This window comes from Natronoarchaeum philippinense, assembly GCF_900215575.1.
GTDB lineage: Archaea > Halobacteriota > Halobacteria > Halobacteriales > Natronoarchaeaceae > Natronoarchaeum > Natronoarchaeum philippinense.
Genome location: NZ_OBEJ01000001.1, coordinates 453775 through 471112, shown reverse-complemented (window position 1 = coordinate 471112; position 17338 = coordinate 453775). Strand labels below are relative to the sequence as shown.

The window sequence follows — 17338 nt, the reverse complement described above, 5'->3', positions numbered from 1 at the left end:
GGCAAGCTTCCGACGCTCCGAAGTACATTGGAGGCCAACACGGCAGCATGGCAGCCGACATCCACGAGAAGACCGACCGCTACGAGGGGTTGCTCGCCGAGGCGCTCGAGGCCGCCGAGGTCGCGCCGGCCGAGGGGACGCCGATGCACGACGCCGCCGAAGAGTGCCGCGAGATGGCGTCGTCGTATCTCGAAGACGGGCGCCACTTCCGGGACGAGGACGATCTGGTCAACGCGCTGGCGTCGTTTTCCTACGGGCACGCGTGGCTCGACGCCGGGGCGCGGATCGGTCTGTTCGACGTACCGACCGAGGGGCACTTGTTTACCGTCTAACCGCTGCTCGGTCGGTAGGGACGCTCACACGCACGCCCAGCGATTCTTCGGGATTGTTAAGTACCGCCCCCCGCAAGGTGCCGGTCACATGAGCGCTGGGGTCACGATCTCCTCGACGTCGAACTACGCGATTTTGGGCTGTGGAAGCGTCGGCCACGTCGTCGCCGAGGAACTGGTCGAGCAAGAAAAGGACGTGCTCATCATCGACCGCGACGAGGGCCGCGTCGAGGCGCTACGCGATCAGGATCTGAACGCCCAGACCGCCGACATTCGCGACGAGTCGATCGTCGAGGAGATTGCTGACCGCGATGTCGTGTTGATCATGTCCTCGGACGTCGAGGCGAACAAGGCCGCGGTGGAGCTGATCCGCGAGCAGGGCGACGATCAGTTCATCGTCGTTCGGGCGAGCGATCCCGTCTCGGGCGACGAACTCAGCGAACTCGGCGCCGACGTGGTGATCAACCCCTCGTCGGTGATCGCCGACTTCGCGCTGCGCTCGCTCGAATCGGGCGAGCTGGAGTACAAGGCCCGCCAACTCTCCGATGTCATCGAGGACACCCGCGACCGGATGGCGATTCTGACTCACGACAACCCGGACCCCGACTCGATCGCCAGCGCGACCGCCCTGCAGGCCGTCGCAGAACATCTCGACATCGAGGCTGACATCTTCTACATGGGCGATATCGGCCATCAGGAAAATCGGGCGTTCGCCAACCTGCTCGGGATCGAACTCAACGACTGGGATCAGGTCGAGAACGCCGACCAGTACGACACGATCGCACTGGTCGACCACGCCAAGTCCGCCGAGTTCCAAGTCGACCTCGATGTCGACGCGCTGATCGACCACTTCGAGCCCGATGTCGACTACGACGCCGAGTTCGTCGACGTGCGTCCGAACATGTCCTCGACGTCGACGATCATGACGAAGTACATCCAAGAGTTCGACATGAACGTCGGCGAGGAGGTCGCCACCGCACTGCTGTACGGCATCCGCGCCGAGACGCTGGACTTCAAGCGTGACACCAACCCGGCGGACCTGACCGCCGCGGCGTATCTCTACCCCTTCGCCAACCACGACACCTTAGAGCAGGTCGAGTCGCCGTCGATGTCGCCCGAAACGCTGGACGTGCTCGCAGAAGCGATCACGAGCCGCGAAGTACAGGGTAGCCATCTGGTCTCGAACGCCGGGTTCATCCGCGACCGGGACGCGCTGGCCCAAGCGGCCCAGCATCTCCTGAATCTGGAAGGAATCACCACGACCGGCGTCTTCGGCATCGCCGACGACACGATCTATCTGGCCGCCCGCTCGAAGGACATCCGGATGAACATCGGCAAGGTGCTCCAAGACGCCTACGGCGAGATCGGCGAGGCGGCGGGCCACTCGACACAGGCCAGCGCCGAGATCCCGCTTGGCATCTTCACCGGCATCGAGACGAACGAGGACAACCGCGACACGCTGTTGCAGCTGACCGAGGAAGCCGTCAAGCGAAAGCTGTTCGATGCCATGGGCGTCGAGGGCGGCGACGGGTCCAACGGCGGATGACATCCTCATCGCAGACAGATTGATTCTCGTATCGGCGCCGCGCTCGCCGCGCCCTCTGTGTGTTTTGCGCTGGTTGCTGTCTGTCCTCCATTGCCCAGAAGCATTATATGATTGATCGACAGTAGGCTATGAACGAACCAATTTCCGCAGTAGCTGACCATGGTGCTCACGAACGTATACACGCTGACGCTCTTGCCGGTCGCGGGGATCTGCCTCCTCGTCGCCGGCTACGCTTGGGGAAAACGGCCCAGCCCCGGCGCCGTTCCGTTTGCGGTGTTCAACGTCGGCGCCGCGGTGTGGGCCTTTGGCAGCGCCATGGCCGCAGCCAGTTCGACGGGGGCGGGATCACTGGGGTGGATCTACGTCCAGTACGTCGGCATCGCCACGCTCCCGACGGCGTGGCTGGCGTTCGGACTAGACTACACGGGACGCGAGCGTTGGCTCACGCGCCGGTCTATCGCGGCACTGTCGATCGAACCGCTCGTCTTGCTCGCGCTGACGTGGACGAGCCATCGCCACGGCCTGATCTACAGATCGATCAGCCCCATCACCGTCGACGGCGTCACCACGGTGGAGCTGACACCGGCCGCCGGGTTCTGGCTGCACACAGCCTACTCCTACGCGCTGGTCGTGATCGGCACCGCAATGCTCGTCCACCTGATGGTGACGGTTCCGAGACGGTACCGCTCCCGCACGGTCGCAGTGCTGGCGTCGATCCTCGCACCGGTCGCGCTGAACCTCGGCTTCCTCGCGGGCGCAATCGAACTCCCCATCGATCCGACGCCCTACGCCTACGCCGTGTCGGGTACCGTCGGCACGTGGGCGCTCATCGAGAAGGACCTGTTCGACGTGCCACCGATCGCGCCGACGGTCGCCCACGGCATCGTCTTCGAACAGGTCGCCGACGGCGTCCTCATCGTCGACGCCGGCGGTCGGATCGTCGATTACAACGACGCCGCGCGAGCACTGCTTGCCGACGGCGTCGAGCCGCAAGGTGCTCATATCGACGAGCTGTTGCCCTCGCTCGCAGACGTGCTTGCCGAACTGGACGGCCCGAGCGACGCGGTTGAGGAGGTCTCACTCACGGCCGACGGCCGAGAACGCTACTTCGAGATCACGTCGCGACCGATCGAGCACGGTCGCCACCGTCGGCTGGGCCGGTTGATCACGCTCCACGACATCACCGACCGGCAGCTCCGCGAGCAGCGACTCGACGTGCTGCACCGCGTGCTCCGGCACAACGTCCGGCAGGAGACCAACAAGATCCTCGGCCACGCGGATTTCCTCCAGCAACCTACGCGGGACGACGACACGACCGAGCACGCCGACGCCATCGAGACGGCGGCACGCGACCTCGTCGACTGGAGCAATCAGGCGCGCTCGATCGAGCGCACGCTAGCGCCGGCCGACAGCACCGACGCGAACGTCGACGCCGAGCGGGCGGTCGAGGCCGTCCTCGACGATCTGCTCGCACGCCATCCCGAGGTGGAGGTTGCGACCTCGTTCGACGCCGATGCCACCGTCAGGGCTCACGTCTCGCTGCAGGAAGCGCTGTACGAAATCGTCGAGAACGCGATCGAACACAACGACGCCGCGACGCCCCGAATCGAGATCACGGGCGAACGATCGGGGCAGTGGTTCGAACTCACCGTCAGCGATAACGGCACTGGGTTACCCGAACCCGAACTCGCCGTGCTCGATCGGGGACGCGAGACGCCGCTGGAACACGGCAGCGGGCTCGGTCTCTGGCTCGTCAGCTGGACGGTCAGAGCGTCTCGGGGGACGCTCGATATCGAGGCCGACGACGGAACGACGATCACGATGCGGCTTCCGTCGGCAGACGCCGAAGACGACGACGTTGGAACGGACTGTCTGCTCGGTCTCGACGAGACGGACTCCGAGGCGGCAGGCGTTAGTCCTCCCTCGGACGGCTCGCCGAGCACGTAACTATCCGGTCGACGAAAAATCGAAAACGAAGTCCGGACGTTAGTCGTCGGCGCTGGCGTGGGCGAAGCCAACGTCGATCTCTCCGGCGTCGAGTTCGGCCTCGACTTCGCGGGCCGCTTTCACCATGTTCTCCATCTTGCCGTAGGCGACATCGCGGGGCAGCAGCTTGACGCCACAGTCGGGCGAGACGACGAGTCGCTCCGGCGGGACGACTTCCAGACCCTTTTTGATGTTCTCTTTGATCTGCTCGACCGACTCGACTTCGGCGACGTGGACGTCGCTGACGCCGAGTGCGAGGTCGGCGGTGAACTCGGGATCTTTGAACACGTCGAGCTGTTCGTAGTCGCCGTTGGCGAGCTCGAGGTCGAACTCGTCGACGGGGTACTCGAGGATCTCGGGGTAGATCCGGAAGTAGTCGCCGTAGCAGACGTGCAGGCCGATCCGGACCTCCTCGGGGATGTCGTCGACGATGCGTTCGAGACAGTCGCCGACGATCTGGTGGTCGTCGGGCGTCGTCGCGAGCGCGGGCTCGTCGATCTGGATGTAGCGACAGCCGGCCTCGACGAGTTTCTCGATCTCCTCGTTGACGAGGTCGGCCAGATCGTTCGCCAGCGCGGCGTCGTCCTCGTAGGCCTCGTTGAAACACCACGACGCGAGCGTGTAGGGGCCGGTGATCGGCACCTTCACGGGCTTGTCGGCCACGTCGGCGGTGAACTCGTACTCGTCGACCAGCCACGACTCGTCGTACTCCACGTCGGTGACGACGCTGGGCTTGTCGAACGTGTTGTGGCCCCAGACCTTGACGGGGCCGTTGAACTCGTAGCCCTCGATCCGGTCGGCGAAGAACTCGACCATCTCGTTGCGGCGCATCTCGCCGTCGACGATCACGTCCAGTCCGGAGCGCTCGTGCTCCTCGGTGATCAGGCGCGCGGCGTCGTCTTGGGCTTCCTGCCAGTCGTCCTCGTCGACGGGGCCGTCGTCTTCCTCGTACAGATCCTGCATCCGGTTGAGCCACTTGGGCTTGGGATAGGATCCGACGACGGTCGTCATGATGAAGTGGTCGTTCGGGTGATCGGCGGGCTTGAACTGATCTTTGTTCTCGTTAGTCATGCAAAACACCTCTCTGAGGTGTGAGCATGACGTCGAAGCGCCATCGGTGCTTCGGAAGTCATGCTTTCACCTCCGCGATGTCGGCCGCTTCGCCGAGCGCTTCGAGCTTGGCCTCGGACTTGTTGACCGGCAGATAGAACAGCTCGGTGTTCGAGGTCAGGTAGGCCGTCTCGAAGTCAGCGCCGGGCGTCTGGTCGTCGACCCACTCGACGCGCTCGCGGATCGTCTCGGGCGTCTCGACGAGCGTGTTCTGCCCGTCGACCAGCCCGAGCGCGACGTCGTCGGTCGCGCCGTACTCGTTGATGTTGTAGATATTCTGTTCCTTGTTGGCGACGAAGTCGAAGCCGACGGCGTCGATGTCGGCGTCGAGCAGGTGGGCGTACACCTTCTCCTCCAGCGCGCCCCAGTAGGACTGGACGACAACGTCGGCGTCGACGGCCGACGCGACGGCGTCGATCGCTTCCGACGCTCGCTCGTCTTCGCCGTCCTCGGGCGCGTTCTCGACCAGCGACGGTTCGAGCAGCGTCAGCGTCTCCACCTCGGGGAACGCCTCGGCCTCGCCGGCGAGGAACTCGCCGACGGCGGCGAGGAACTCGGCGTCGTCGCCGTAGTGCTCGTCCGTGGCGAGGTCGGCCAGCGAGTACGGGCCGGGCAGCACGGCCTGAATCGACTCGTCGGTGAGTTCGGCGGTCGCCTCCAACTCGGCGGCAACGTCGCCGTCGAAGTCGAGATCGCCCTGCACGACGGGGTCGCGGTAGAAGTTGTTGTTGTCGTAGTACCGGACGATCCCCTGCGTGTCGACGTTGTCGTGGACCGCAAGCGGGTGAGCCAGCATATCGTCCCAGCGAAGCTGTCCTTCGACGATCCGGTCGAGGCCGGCTGACTCTTGGACGCCGACCACTTCCTCGCGGGCACGCTCGTAGGCGTCGACGACCTCTTCGCCCTCGTCGCCGCTGATCATGTCGTGCTTCTGCCGACCTTTGAGGTCGGCGAGTTCCTCTTTCGCCCAATCCGGCAACGGATAGAGGCCGGGGGACGTCGCTACGAGTTCTGTCATCGACCCAATCTACGAAATGACGGGCTTTAATATTTCCTATTCGGATTAATGCCCTGTAGTAATCCTTGGTGGTGTCTCCACAGAATGCTTATGTCATATTAGAACAAAATCTTCGTATGAACCAGAATCCGGTCGAAGACAACTTCGTTACCCGCTTTATTCTCGGGATCGCAGTGATTTTCCTGATGTCGGTCGGCGGCGGTGCGGTCGGGCAGCTCTTTTCGGATCTCAGCGTTCCCTACGGCGCTTGGGCGGGGACGCTCGTCGGCGCCATCGCTGTGTTTCTCGTCTTTACCATCCTCTATCGGCGCTACGACGCCAGCTTCGAGGCAGCGTAAGTCGGCCACCCTTCTGAGCCGGTCGAACAGTTCCTCACCGAATCAGTTTCAACACCGTCAGGCTCTCGAACGGATAGGACTCGTCGCGGAGCGCGGCGACGCTAAAGCCCGCCTCGCCTGCTCGCTCGACGACCTCGTCGACGCCCGTCAAGCTGCTAACGAGCAAGAAGATCCGCCCGTCCGGCGCGAGCACGCGTCCGGCGTCGTCGAGGAACGCCTCGATCACTTCCCGGCCCGTCTCGCCGCCCGAGAGCGCCAGTTCCATCCAGTCGTCGCGCTCGGCTAACTCGTCGACCGGGAGGTAGGGCGGGTTGAACAGAACGGCGTCGAACACTGACTCGGGAAACGGCGTCGTCAGATCGGCCCGGACGACGCCGAGGCCGCGCGCGCGGGCCTGCCGGCAGGCGTGGGGGTTGAGGTCCGACGCCAGCACGCTCGCGCCCGTCTCCTCGGCGACGCGTTCCGCGACGTATCCCGAGCCGGTGCCGACCTCCAGCACCCGATCGTCGGCGTCGATACGGGATTCCGCGACGGCGGCGAGCAGGCGCGAATCTTCTGCGGGCTGGTACACCTCGGTCTCGACGCCGCGGCGCTCGGCGAGGTCCACTTACTCATCACCTCCGGCCGCCTCGGGCACCGGGGCCTCACTGCCGATAGCGGCGTCACGCCCGCCGTCCTCGCGGCCGCCGACGGTGCGCTGGGGGAACGGGATCGTGATCCCGGCCTCTTCGAAGGCGTTTTTGACCGCGCTGATAGCCGCGGTGCGGGCGCGCCATCGCCGCCGCGCACTCGGGTTGTCGATCCAGAAACGGACGCCGAGCACGACCGATGAATCGGCGAAGTGCTTGATCACGGTCTCCGGGCTGGGCACGTCGAGCGACTCCTCGATGTCGTCGACGGCGTCGTCCGCCAACTCGACCGCACGATCGACATCGGCGTCGTAGTCGACGCCCACTTCGATCTCCAGCCGGAGGCGACCCTTACGCGATCGGTTGGTGAGTGACTGGCTGCCGATGACGTCGTTGGGAACCATCACGTACTCGCCGTCGAACGTCTGGATCCGGGTGTTCATCATCGTGATGTCCTTGACGATCCCCTCTTGGCCGTCGGGACCGATCTCGATCCAGTCGCCGATCTCGAACGGCCGAGAGAGCATCAGAACGAACCCGGCGAGCAGGGCACCGAGCGTCTGGCGAGCGGCCATACCGACGACGATTCCGAGGAACCCGGCACCGATCAGCAGGCCTTCGAGATTGACCTGCCAGACGCCCAGCACGGTGATCACTGCGAGGATCCAGACTACCAGTTGCGAGAGCCGGAAGGTGACCTCGCGCTGGTGCTCCGTGACGGCATCGCTGTTGCCGATCAGATCGTCGAGGAGGCGGCGGATCGCGCTCGTGAGGACGTACCCGCCGACGACGATGATGCCGGTCACCATCAGTTTGGGGACCGTCCGCCCGTCGGGCGTCCCGAGCACGTTGAGCACGTCGTTGCTCAGCTCCCACGCGTCGAGGATCACGGTCACCGCGGCGGCAAACACCGCGAGAACGCCGATCGGGACGACGACGTCAGCGACCGAGGGCCGGAAGCGATCGGCGATCCAGTCCCGACCGCGGCGCGCCAGTACGGCCGCGCCGATCGCGGCCGCCAACGCGAGCACCGAGACGATCGCCTTCCCTCGCCGTGTCGTGACGACCTCGTCGACACCGAGCATCCCCGCGTCGACGACTGGTAGCATGCCCGCCACGACGGCTGCCGCCTCCCCCCCGAGCATCAGCCAGCCTCACCCCGCTCGAAGCCGTGCTCACCAGCGAGCACTGCCAGTTCCGCGAACTCCGAGGGCTCTAACGTCCCCGGCCGGCGGCGGAGCAGCTCCTCGTCGACGGCGTCGACGACGGCGTCGGCGTCGTCCAACCCCGAAATATGGGCCGTGTTTCGGATCGCGTTACGCAGCGTCTTGCGTCGCTGCGTGAAGATTGCCTTCACGAAATCGAGGAAGAATGCCTCGTCGTCGACCTCGTAGTCGGGCGCCCGCGGCGTCGTCCGGACGACTGCGCTCTGGACCTCCGGCGGCGGCGAAAACGCTTCCTTCGGAACGGTCTCGACGACCTCGACATCGGCGTAATGCTGTGCAGTCACCGACAGCCGGCCGTAGTCGTCGGTGCCGGCCCCGGCTGCCATCCGCTCTGCGAACTCCTTTTGGAACATCAACACGAGCGGCTTCCCCTCTGGGAGCAGCCGAAACGCGATCTCGCTGGAGACGCCGTAGGGCAGATTCGACACTGACGCCGAGAAGTCGGGGAGATCGGCGTCTAGCGCGTCGCCCTCGATCACCGTCAGGTCGCCGGCAGCGATCTCCTCGTCGAACTCCTCGCGGAGAAAGGCGGCCAGTTTCGGATCGCGCTCGACGACAGTCACCTGATCGGCGACCGCCAGCAGCCGGTCGGTCAGCGCGCCCGTCCCAGCGCCGATCTCCAGCAGGTGGCTCGCGTCCGCGTCGTCGAGGTAGTCGGGAAGCCGATCCAGCACGCGATCGTCGATCAGAAAGTGCTGGTCGCGGTCCGGGTTCCCCCGAACGCCGGCCCGAGCCAGCAACCCGTCGGGATCTCTCATTTCCTGGCGCCTACGCAACGGACGGGTGTAAACACACCGACTCGGCAGTCACGTGCGTGTGAGAAATACTCGTTCCGGCAGCGGATCTCGCAGTTGGACGCTGTTACTGCTCGGGATCGACGAACGAGCGGTACTTCAGATCGTCCTCGCGGATCTCCTCGATGATGCGCTCGACCAGTACGTCCTTGGGATCGTGTAGTCCGGCGACGCGGTCTTCGAGGTCCTCGAAGCTCTCGAACGGCGTGCGCTTTCGCTCGTCGAGAATGGAGTTCCGTAGCTTCTTGCCGATCCCCGGCAGGAGATTGAGCTGGTGGAGCCGGAGCGTGATCGGCTGGGCCTCGTTGTAGAAATCGACGAATCGCTGTTCGTTCTCGGTGACGATATCTTCGACGGCGTACTCCAGTTCCGACTGTGCTCCCCCGGAGAGATCGCCGTACTCGATGCGTCGGAGCTCGTCGATATCGACGCGCTCCTCGGCCGGGGCGACGACGACGCGGTCGCCGATGCTCGCGTCGGCGTCGTCCTCGAAGACGATTTCGTAGAGCCGAAAGTCGTCCTCGGCAATCGAGTAGGCCAGCGGAGGTTTCTGGTACTGTGGACGGTCATCGTCGGCACGACCGTGTGCGAGGTAATCCAGCAGGACCGCTCGACGTAGCGTCGACTCGTCGCCGGTGGCGTCGCTCATCGTACCACGAGTGTACGGCGAGCCAATACTTAAACGGTCGCCCGCAGTCAGGCGTACTGCGCGACGATGTTGAGGATGTCGTCGAGTTCGTCGCCCGACAGCGAGTACCGCTCTTGGGCGTACACCGCGCGAAGCTCGTCGCGGTCCTGCGGCAGGAGATTGGCGATCTTGTAAGCGGTCGCCTCGTCGACCTTCTCCAGTTCGAGCAGGTCGTCGACGAGCTGCTGGGACTCCTCGGGGTCGAGCACCGCAAAGCGGTTGACGTGCTCGATCGCACGGGCGAGCTCGTAGCGCATCTCGCGGTCCTCGTCGGCGGCCCGGTCGGCCTCGACATCCGCGAGCAGCTCTTTGGTCTCTGCGAGGGTGAGATACTCCTCGTCGATCTTCTCTTTGAAGATCGTCATGCTACTCTTGGGCCTTCAGGTGCGCGGGGTTGATGATCAGCTTCTTGGTCTTGCCCTTGTCGCTGATCTCGACCTGGAACGCGCGGCCCTGGCGTCCGACGACGGTTCCGGTGTGGCCGTTGAAGCGCGGGTGGAACTGGCCATCGGGGACGCTGGGGTCGATCTTGAGGTGGACGTTCGTGCCCTCGTCGAAGTCCTCGATCGAGCGCTGCGGCGGAGATGCGCCACTCTCGCGCGGGTGGTTAGCGAGCTTGTTGCGGGTGCCCGAACGGGGTCCATTAGAGTTTGGCATAGTCGTATCCCCGCTTTGACCGCTCGGCGTAATAAATGGTGCGTTCCCGTCCGCGAGGCCGCGCTCGCGTGGCCGAACGCTCCTCGGGCGCCACGCTACGTCGATGCTTCACAACCCTTTTCGACCGGTCCGAGCCTAGGTGTGACTATGAACGAAGACGACGTGCTCGACCTGCTCGGCCGGGTCGAGGACCCCGACCTCGGCGACGACATCGTCTCGCTCGGTCTCGTCAACGACGTTGCGTTCGAGGGCGACGAGTCGGTTCACATCTCGCTGGCGCTGGGCGCGCCATACTCCCCGAACGAGACAGCCATCGCAGACGAGGTGCGGGAGGTACTGGGCGCCGAGGGACTGGACGTGTCGCTGTCCGCGAACGTCGACGACGGCGTCCCCGCCGAGGAGCAGGTGTTCCCCAACGTCGAGAACGTGATCGCGGTCGCCTCGGGCAAGGGCGGCGTCGGAAAGAGCACGGTCGCCGTCAATCTCGCGGCGGGTCTCTCGGAGATGGGCGCCCGCGTCGGGCTGTTCGACGCCGACATCTACGGGCCGAACGTCCCGCGGATGGTCGACGCCGACGAGCCCCCGCGGGCCACCAAAGACGAGCAGCTCGTCCCGCCCGAGCAGTACGGGATGAAACTGATGAGCATGGCCTTTCTCGTCGGCGAGGACGACCCCGTGATCTGGCGCGGCCCGATGGTCCACAAGGTGCTCACCCAGCTCTGGGAGGACGTCGAGTGGGGCCACCTCGATTACATGGTGATCGACCTGCCGCCGGGCACCGGCGACACCCAGCTCACCCTGCTGCAGACCGTGCCGGTCACCGGCGCCGTCATCGTCACGACGCCACAGGACGTTGCGCTCGACGACGCCCGGAAAGGACTTGAGATGTTCGGCAAGCACGACACGCCGGTGCTCGGCATCGCGGAAAACATGGCGACGTTCAAATGCCCGGACTGTGGCGGCGAGCACGACATCTTCGGCAGCGACGGCGGCCAGCGCTTCGCCGAGGAACACGACATGCCGCTGGTCGGGTCGATCCCGCTCGATCCCGAGGTCCGAACGGGCGGCGACGAGGGGCGTCCGATCGTGCTCGACGACGACAGCGACACCGGTGCGGCGTTCCGCGAAATGGCCGAAAACGTTGCGAACAACGCCGGGATCGTCCGGCGACGCAGGTAGTTCTGCTCGACCAGCCGAACGGTGGCGTTCAGGGGCGCCGGCCGGCGCCCGGCGGTGTGTGACGACGACCGGCGGCGTCTGATCGACGCCATTTCGGCGCCAGTGCCGTTCGCTTATTACGGTCCACGGCCAATCCGGGCCTGTGGACGCAAATCAGGAGGAGCTGTCGAACCCGTTCGGGATGGACGAGGACTGCCGGAACTGCCCCGAACTCTGCGAGACGCGCTCGTCGATCGCTCACGGGTACGGCGACGTGGGCGCCGACTTCCTCTTCGTCGGCGAGATGCCCGGCCCCGGCGCCGACGAGACCGGCGTACCCTTTACCGGCGACGACGCCGGGCGGCAGCTACTCGAAATCCTCCGCCGGCTCGGCCTCTGTGGGTCGCCGGCCGACAGTGAGGACCCGGAGCTCGGAAACGCCTTTCTCACGTACCTGACCCGCTGTCGGCATCCGGACCGGGCGCCGACCGACGAGGAGATCGGCAACTGTGAGCCGTATCTGAACGCCGAGATCCGGATGATCAACCCCGAGATCCTCGTGCCGATCGGCGAGCGCGCGCTCGAAGCGATCGGCACGGAGTACACGACGACGCCCGCCGACGAACTCGACATCGTGGAGGACCACGGCGAGCGAATCCGCGGCCGCGGCTTCGAACTCGTGCCGATGATCGCGCCCGAGGAGCAGACAGACGCCCAGACGCAGGCGTTCGTCGAGTCGTTTGCGGAGCTGATGGCGACCGACTACCGACAGACGAAGGGACGGCGCGGCCGATAGGCACCATCGACCCGCGGTTGTCGTCCGGTGGCGTTGTTGAAATCCTTCGTTGAAGACAGTTCTCGGTGCCTCTGCTGACTGCAGGGCACAAGTCGGCCACGGACCAATTGTTGTAGAGTGTAGCATGAAGAGACAGACTCAGGGGTAGGTATTACAGAAGTGTCTCTTGACGACCTCGACCATCCATCTTCCAACCAGTCTCAGAATGGTTTTATCTGGGGCCTCCATCTACTGGCTGCCACTTGCCGAACGATGAGTTCCAAACAATCGCTCGAAATTATTGTGGTGGCTATTCTCTATGTATCCGTGTTTGTGGTGGTGGTCGGACCAGCTCTCGAGTCGATCACCGGCTTGGAAACGCTTTCGACAGAAACGACAAGGGGCGTTGCCCGCACATGGGAGTTAGTCTCGAAACCACAGGGCTGGTTTCTCTGTCTCGGTTACGTCCCAGTTCATTACACGTACCTGTTCGTCCGAGCACGACTCGCTGGTAAATCGGTTGACTCCTACTGGGAGTAGTCCACCCCGATCTTCGCTGAAGACTACATACAAGCGTGTCTACAGTGGCAAAGTTGACGTGCTGACCACATCCTTTGTATGTCGTACAGAAGTTCTATCAACTTCTGAGGCTTTCAACAGAGTCCGTCTGGCGGATCGACGCCGCTTCTCACCAGTACGGCGTCGTCGTCCAGTCCCGCGACCGAACCCCGACGACAGCGGCGATCACGAGCGCAGCCACGACGAACACCGCGGTTGCGGCCTCTGGTTGCCCGAGCGTCGCGGCGAGCCGCCAGCCGCCACCGGCGACGAGTGCCGCGACGATCACCACTCCGAGCCCGCCGAGCAGACGCTGTCGCATACTGAGGCGTTCCTACCGGATGCGGTGCAATAAAACGGCGGGTTCAAGGGTCCGCGAGCGCGAGTTCAACCCATGACAGTCGTCGCAGTCGTCGCGGAGCCGCCGCGCGAGGGGCTCGTACTGCCGGAACTCGCCGAGACGACGCCGCTGTCCGGCGAGGAAGCGGCCGACCTGTACGCCGCCGCGTACAAAGATGTCGTCAGCGCCGTCGCCGACAGCGGCGGCGACCTGCTGGTGAACTACCGGTCGGACGTGGATCTGCCCGAGAAACACCACGGCGAGCAAAGTGCCGAAGAGGAACTGCGCGCGCTCGCTCGGGACGCGCTCGACGGCGCCGACGACACCCGGTTCGAGGTGCAAGTCGGCACGACGCGCTCGGCACGAGTGGGCAATACGATCACTCACTTGCTCGACCGCGAGGAGGCAACGTCTGCCGCCGCGATTTCGCCGACTGCGCCGCTGCTCGCCCGAACCCACGTCGACGGCGCCGCGATGAAGCTCCGCAACAACCCAGTCGTCCTCGGACCGACGCCCGACGGCGACGTGTACTACGCCGGCTTCGCCGACACGATCGATTTTCAGGGCGCCTACGAACCGCCGGCCGTCGAGACGATGGCGACCCGCGCCGTCGACGCCGGCCACGCCGTCGAGTACACCGAGATGCTTCCCACCATCGACACGGCTGCCGGCCTTCGGTCGCTCGTCTCGCTGGTCCGCTCTCGGGTCACAGCTGGGCGGATCGTCCCCGAGTTCACTGCAATGCAGATCGACGATCTCGGACTGCGCGTCGAGGACGACGACGGGCCGACGCTCGTCCGGGAGTGACGCCGCGTCGGATATCCGTTAGTTCTTAAGGCGGGCCCCGCGTAGGTTGGGTCGAGGTGGGGTGGCAGAGCGGCCTATTGCGCCGGTCTTGAAAACCGGTGGCGTCAGCCTCATGGGTTCAAATCCCATCCCCACCGTATTCTACTGCGAACGAACGGCGAGCACCTCGTGTGCTCGCCACTGTGAGCAGTGATTCGGAAACGGTTGGATTTGAATCACGCAAACGCGAGCACAGCGAGCGTTTGCACCGGGTTCAAATCCCATCCCCACCGCCGTCTGCGAGGGCTCGCACACTGACCTCAGATCAGGAGATGCTGCAGTTCGAGTAGACGGTGGACCGACTGGAGAGCCAGTCAGAGCGCCATCTCACGATTGTCCCGGCGTGATGAGCAGCGAGTACAGCAGAGTACAAAGCCCGGTGATCTCACTCAGTCGGCTGAGCACCGGTAGGAAGAACGTGTAGACGCGAGGCGGGACATCGGTCGCTTGGCCCAGCGAGTTGACGCCGATCGAGAGCGTCATCGGGACGACGGTGATGAGACAGAGCCCGATGGCGAGAAACAGCGTCCGGCGGCTGTCGTTGCGCTGGTAGCCCCGGAATGCGTGAAATACGATGAACAGCGCTAGCCCGACGGCGATCAGCGACACGGACAGCAAGAGGAGATAGTCTGACTGCTGTGCCACAGTCGCTTGCAGGACCGACATTAGAGTCCCTCCCACATGTCTGTAAAGCGGTCGGCGAGATCGCCGGTCGGCTTCTCGTCGATCGTCACTTCGAAGCCATCGTCAGTGAGGCTGACCGTCACCTCATCCAGCCGCGCTTCGTAGGTGCTGTGGTGGGTTCCGTCGGACTGTGCGATGCGGCGTTCAGCCAGAAGCCCACAGTCGACCAGCCGCTCAGTACGCCGATACACCGTCGAGACGGAGATGTCACACGCCGTGCTGATCTCCTTTGCCGACAGCGCAGTGTCCCGCGTCTGTCGTAGAATCGCCTTCGCGTACTGATCGTCGAGCAAATCGAGGACTTCGTCCGGATCCGGATCCTCAGGCACGTCGATCCACTCCGGGAGAGACGTTGGCCACAGCCGCTCGGGGGAGAACAGCCGTTGGGCGGTGGTGTAGTGGCTCATCGTGGGCGCTCCGGGTGCAGATCATCCATCACAGGCCGTGTGCTCTCACGCATTCTGTCGAGCACGCATAAACAATGCGGCGACGGCGTACTGGACCACGACGGTCACGACGAACGCGATGCCCGGTGCGTACTCCCCGGCGCCCGCATCGACGCTGAGCTGATAGACGCCGACGAAGAGCCCCGACGTGATGAGGGCTGCCGAGATGGTCCACACGACTGCCGGAACGCTGGCGTACTCCTCGGGCCAGACCCGTTCGTACGCGTATGGAACGAATACGGCGATAGCAAGTGCGAGCAACAGTCCGCCCGTGGTCGAGTCGTCGATCCGAGCGAACGCAAACAGCGCGACCAGCGCTGCGAGCGCGGCACTCGCGCTGACCGAGAAATCGCTCGTCAGGTCGGCTTTGAGGCGGTCCCTCAGCGGTGGTGTGTCGGACATACGAACGTGTAGTGGAGCTATTAGTAAGGAAATTACTCAGATTTGCTGGGCCAGCGAATCTCCATTCAGCGAACTCGACAGTGACATCATGCCGAAGCTATTTCACGTGTGATACGAAACGGCAGGGTGATGGACGACCACGTGGGGCCGGAGGCAACGATTCTCGTCGTCGACGACGAGGAGCGAGTCACGGACCTGTACGCGACCTATCTCGACGAGCTCTACTCAGTGCGGCGCGCGTACAGCGGAGCGGAGGCGCTCGATGCCATCGACGCGCAGGTCGATGTCGTCTTGCTCGACCGACGGATGCCCGAACTATCGGGCGACGAGGTGCTCCGGCAACTCAGGGAGGAGGGGTACGACTGCCGCGTCGTGATGGTGACGGCGATCGAGCCCGACTTCGACATCGTCGACATGGCGTTCGACGAGTACCTCGTCAAGCCGGCCACCGAGGAGGAGGTCCGCGACGCCGTCGAGACGCAGTTGTTGCTCGACTCCTACGACACGCGACTGAACGAGTACTTTCGGCTCAAAGCCAAGCTCTCTGCGCTCGAAGACGAGAAGTCCTACGCCGATCTGGAGGCCGACGACCGGTACGAAGAACTGACGGTGCTGGCCGAGTCGCTGCGCGAGGACCTCGAACGAATGCTAAGCGAGTACGACGAGTTGGATTTCTCCGCGAGCGGGTTCGAGGACGACTGACCGCGTCCCGGTGTCGGCGTCGTGACGCCGTCACCAAGCGGTGTCGAGCGCGAGCGCCCGCTCCAACAGCGCGTCGTCGAACCGCTCTGCGGTCTGGCGCGGGCGCGTCTCGTGGATCGCTCGCACCGTTTCGACGGTGTTGGCGAAGTTCTTGAACGTCGCCTCGTCGATCATCTGGCCGTCGACCGAGACGGCGCCGGTCCCGCCGGATTTGGCGTCTTGGAACGCTTCGATCCGGCCGACATCGCGGCGCAGTTCCTCGGGACGAGGCATGTGGATGCGGTTTGCCTGCTCGGTCTGGTTGGGGTGGAGCGACCAACTTCCGTCGAGTCCGACGGCAGCCTCGCGCTCGACCTGGTCGGCGTAGGCGTCGCCGTTGTAGAAGGTCACGCCGGCGCGCTCCTCGAACAGTTGGTCGAAGGGACCGCCAACGGCGACCAGATCGGCTGCACTGGCCTCGTTCGAGAGGCGTTCGAGTAAGCCGGGCCAGACGGGGCGCGAGCCGTCGAACTCCCGCCCGCCCAGTTCCGCGGTGTAGTCGACGGGCCCAAAGACGAGTCCGGAGAGCCGGCCGTCGTCTCCGAGACGGGCGATCTCGGGGAGGTCGGAGACGGCGCGGGCCGTTTCGACGATGACCGACAGTTCGATCGAGCCCTCGTCGACGCCGTAGTCGCGCTCGAAGCCCGCGACGGCTTCGCTGGCGCGTCGCACGTCCTCGACGCGGCCGACCTTCGGCACGACGACGCCGTCGATCTCCTCGCCGATCTCGCGAACGAGCGTCTCGATCTCCTCGCGGCCGCGGTCACGGTCGCGCTCGCTGTCGTACCCCCACTGGACGCGGGGCCAGAGCTCGCCTGCGAAGTCCTCGGCGTATTCGGGCAAGAGTTCGACCGTGTTCTCCAGCGCGGCGTCTTTCATCTCCGGCGCTGTGCCGTCTTCGAGATCGGGCACGAGCCAGTCGGGGAGGGCAAAGCCCTCGGCTGTCAGGCCCGAGCGGAGATACTTCGCCGAGTCCTCGCGGGGGACGGCGGCCGGTGCGGTCTGGAACGTGCGGCAGAGTCGTGGCATGGTGGATGTCGTAGTCTGGTCGGTGTCGCGTGCGGTCG

21 protein-coding genes and 1 tRNA gene are annotated in these 17338 nt (G+C 64.7%); 9 read left to right on the top strand and 13 right to left on the bottom strand.

The window, feature by feature from the left end:
• Nucleotides 1–47: 47 nt before the first annotated feature.
• From CRO01_RS02430 to CRO01_RS02420, 3 genes are all read left to right on the top strand, one after another.
• Entirely contained in the window at nt 48–332 is a 285-nt protein-coding gene (locus CRO01_RS02430; protein ID WP_097007522.1) for a DUF357 domain-containing protein, read from the top strand.
• Between the two features lie 88 nt (nt 333–420).
• Nucleotides 421–1875, top strand: a complete 1455-nt coding sequence (locus CRO01_RS02425) for a DHH family phosphoesterase (RefSeq protein ID WP_097007521.1) — start codon at nt 421–423, stop codon at nt 1873–1875.
• 159 nt (nt 1876–2034) lie between these two features.
• Entirely contained in the window at nt 2035–3822 is a 1788-nt protein-coding gene (locus tag CRO01_RS02420; protein WP_097007520.1) for a sensor histidine kinase, read from the top strand.
• A gap of 39 nt (nt 3823–3861) precedes the next feature.
• Here the strand turns inward: CRO01_RS02420 and CRO01_RS02415 are convergent, their stop codons facing one another.
• Entirely contained in the window at nt 3862–4932 is a 1071-nt protein-coding gene (locus CRO01_RS02415) for a methionine synthase (RefSeq protein WP_097007519.1), read from the bottom strand.
• Between the two features lie 58 nt (nt 4933–4990).
• The gene (locus tag CRO01_RS02410) at nt 4991–5989 is read right to left on the bottom strand and encodes a 5-methyltetrahydropteroyltriglutamate--homocysteine methyltransferase (protein ID WP_097007518.1); all 999 of its coding nucleotides are present in this window, start codon (nt 5987–5989) and stop codon (nt 4991–4993) included.
• A 116-nt stretch (nt 5990–6105) separates the two neighbouring features.
• On the opposite strand from CRO01_RS02410, the gene CRO01_RS02405 reads away from it, so the two are divergent.
• Nucleotides 6106–6327, top strand: coding sequence for a hypothetical protein (locus CRO01_RS02405; RefSeq protein WP_097007517.1), 222 nt, complete (start codon nt 6106–6108; stop codon nt 6325–6327).
• A gap of 34 nt (nt 6328–6361) precedes the next feature.
• On the opposite strand, the gene CRO01_RS02400 is transcribed toward CRO01_RS02405, so the two are convergent.
• The 6 genes from CRO01_RS02400 to CRO01_RS02375 all read right to left on the bottom strand — a co-directional run bounded on the left by CRO01_RS02400 (nt 6362) and on the right by CRO01_RS02375 (nt 10321).
• Nucleotides 6362–6934, bottom strand: coding sequence for a HemK2/MTQ2 family protein methyltransferase (locus CRO01_RS02400; RefSeq protein ID WP_097007516.1), 573 nt, complete (start codon nt 6932–6934; stop codon nt 6362–6364).
• Nucleotides 6935–8101, bottom strand: a complete 1167-nt coding sequence (locus CRO01_RS02395; protein ID WP_097007515.1) for a mechanosensitive ion channel family protein — start codon at nt 8099–8101, stop codon at nt 6935–6937.
• Complete coding sequence (locus CRO01_RS02390; RefSeq protein WP_097007514.1) at nt 8101–8940, bottom strand: 16S ribosomal RNA methyltransferase A; 840 nt, start codon at nt 8938–8940, stop codon at nt 8101–8103. The genes CRO01_RS02395 and CRO01_RS02390 overlap by 1 nt, the downstream gene beginning before the upstream one ends.
• Before the next feature lie 103 nt (nt 8941–9043).
• Entirely contained in the window at nt 9044–9625 is a 582-nt protein-coding gene (locus CRO01_RS02385) for a DUF655 domain-containing protein (RefSeq protein WP_097007513.1), read from the bottom strand.
• A 47-nt stretch (nt 9626–9672) separates the two neighbouring features.
• A complete protein-coding gene (locus tag CRO01_RS02380; RefSeq protein ID WP_097007512.1) occupies nt 9673–10029 on the bottom strand; it encodes an RNA polymerase Rpb4 family protein in 357 nt (118 codons plus the stop codon).
• Between the two features lies 1 nt (nt 10030).
• Nucleotides 10031–10321 (bottom strand): 50S ribosomal protein L21e, encoded by a 291-nt coding sequence (locus CRO01_RS02375; protein ID WP_097007511.1) that lies wholly within the window; start codon nt 10319–10321, stop codon nt 10031–10033.
• A 147-nt stretch (nt 10322–10468) separates the two neighbouring features.
• Between CRO01_RS02375 and CRO01_RS02370 the strand changes: the two genes are divergently transcribed.
• Entirely contained in the window at nt 10469–11500 is a 1032-nt protein-coding gene (locus CRO01_RS02370; protein WP_097007510.1) for an Mrp/NBP35 family ATP-binding protein, read from the top strand.
• Between the two features lie 142 nt (nt 11501–11642).
• Nucleotides 11643–12275, top strand: coding sequence for a uracil-DNA glycosylase (locus tag CRO01_RS02365; RefSeq protein ID WP_097007509.1), 633 nt, complete (start codon nt 11643–11645; stop codon nt 12273–12275).
• 667 nt (nt 12276–12942) lie between these two features.
• On the opposite strand, the gene CRO01_RS02355 is transcribed toward CRO01_RS02365, so the two are convergent.
• Nucleotides 12943–13134, bottom strand: coding sequence for a hypothetical protein (locus CRO01_RS02355; RefSeq protein ID WP_097007507.1), 192 nt, complete (start codon nt 13132–13134; stop codon nt 12943–12945).
• Nucleotides 13135–13206: 72 nt separating this feature from the next.
• On the opposite strand from CRO01_RS02355, the gene CRO01_RS02350 reads away from it, so the two are divergent.
• Complete coding sequence (locus CRO01_RS02350) at nt 13207–13959, top strand: hypothetical protein (RefSeq protein WP_097007506.1); 753 nt, start codon at nt 13207–13209, stop codon at nt 13957–13959.
• A 55-nt stretch (nt 13960–14014) separates the two neighbouring features.
• Nucleotides 14015–14096 (top strand) — tRNA-Ser (locus CRO01_RS02345).
• 229 nt (nt 14097–14325) lie between these two features.
• On the opposite strand, the gene CRO01_RS02340 is transcribed toward CRO01_RS02345, so the two are convergent.
• From CRO01_RS02340 to CRO01_RS02330, 3 genes are all read right to left on the bottom strand, one after another.
• Nucleotides 14326–14664 (bottom strand): hypothetical protein, encoded by a 339-nt coding sequence (locus CRO01_RS02340; protein ID WP_097007505.1) that lies wholly within the window; start codon nt 14662–14664, stop codon nt 14326–14328.
• Nucleotides 14664–15011: a helix-turn-helix domain-containing protein gene (locus CRO01_RS02335; RefSeq protein WP_218839142.1), complete on the bottom strand. Its 348-nt coding sequence runs from the start codon at nt 15009–15011 to the stop codon at nt 14664–14666. The genes CRO01_RS02340 and CRO01_RS02335 overlap by 1 nt, the downstream gene beginning before the upstream one ends.
• A gap of 123 nt (nt 15012–15134) precedes the next feature.
• Nucleotides 15135–15530, bottom strand: a complete 396-nt coding sequence (locus CRO01_RS02330; RefSeq protein ID WP_097007503.1) for a hypothetical protein — start codon at nt 15528–15530, stop codon at nt 15135–15137.
• Between the two features lie 129 nt (nt 15531–15659).
• Between CRO01_RS02330 and CRO01_RS02325 the strand changes: the two genes are divergently transcribed.
• Nucleotides 15660–16232 (top strand): response regulator, encoded by a 573-nt coding sequence (locus tag CRO01_RS02325; RefSeq protein WP_097007502.1) that lies wholly within the window; start codon nt 15660–15662, stop codon nt 16230–16232.
• 30 nt (nt 16233–16262) lie between these two features.
• On the opposite strand, the gene citE is transcribed toward CRO01_RS02325, so the two are convergent.
• Nucleotides 16263–17300 (bottom strand): L-malyl-CoA/beta-methylmalyl-CoA lyase, encoded by a 1038-nt coding sequence (citE, locus tag CRO01_RS02320; protein WP_097007501.1) that lies wholly within the window; start codon nt 17298–17300, stop codon nt 16263–16265.
• Between the last annotated feature and the right edge of the window lie 38 nt (nt 17301–17338).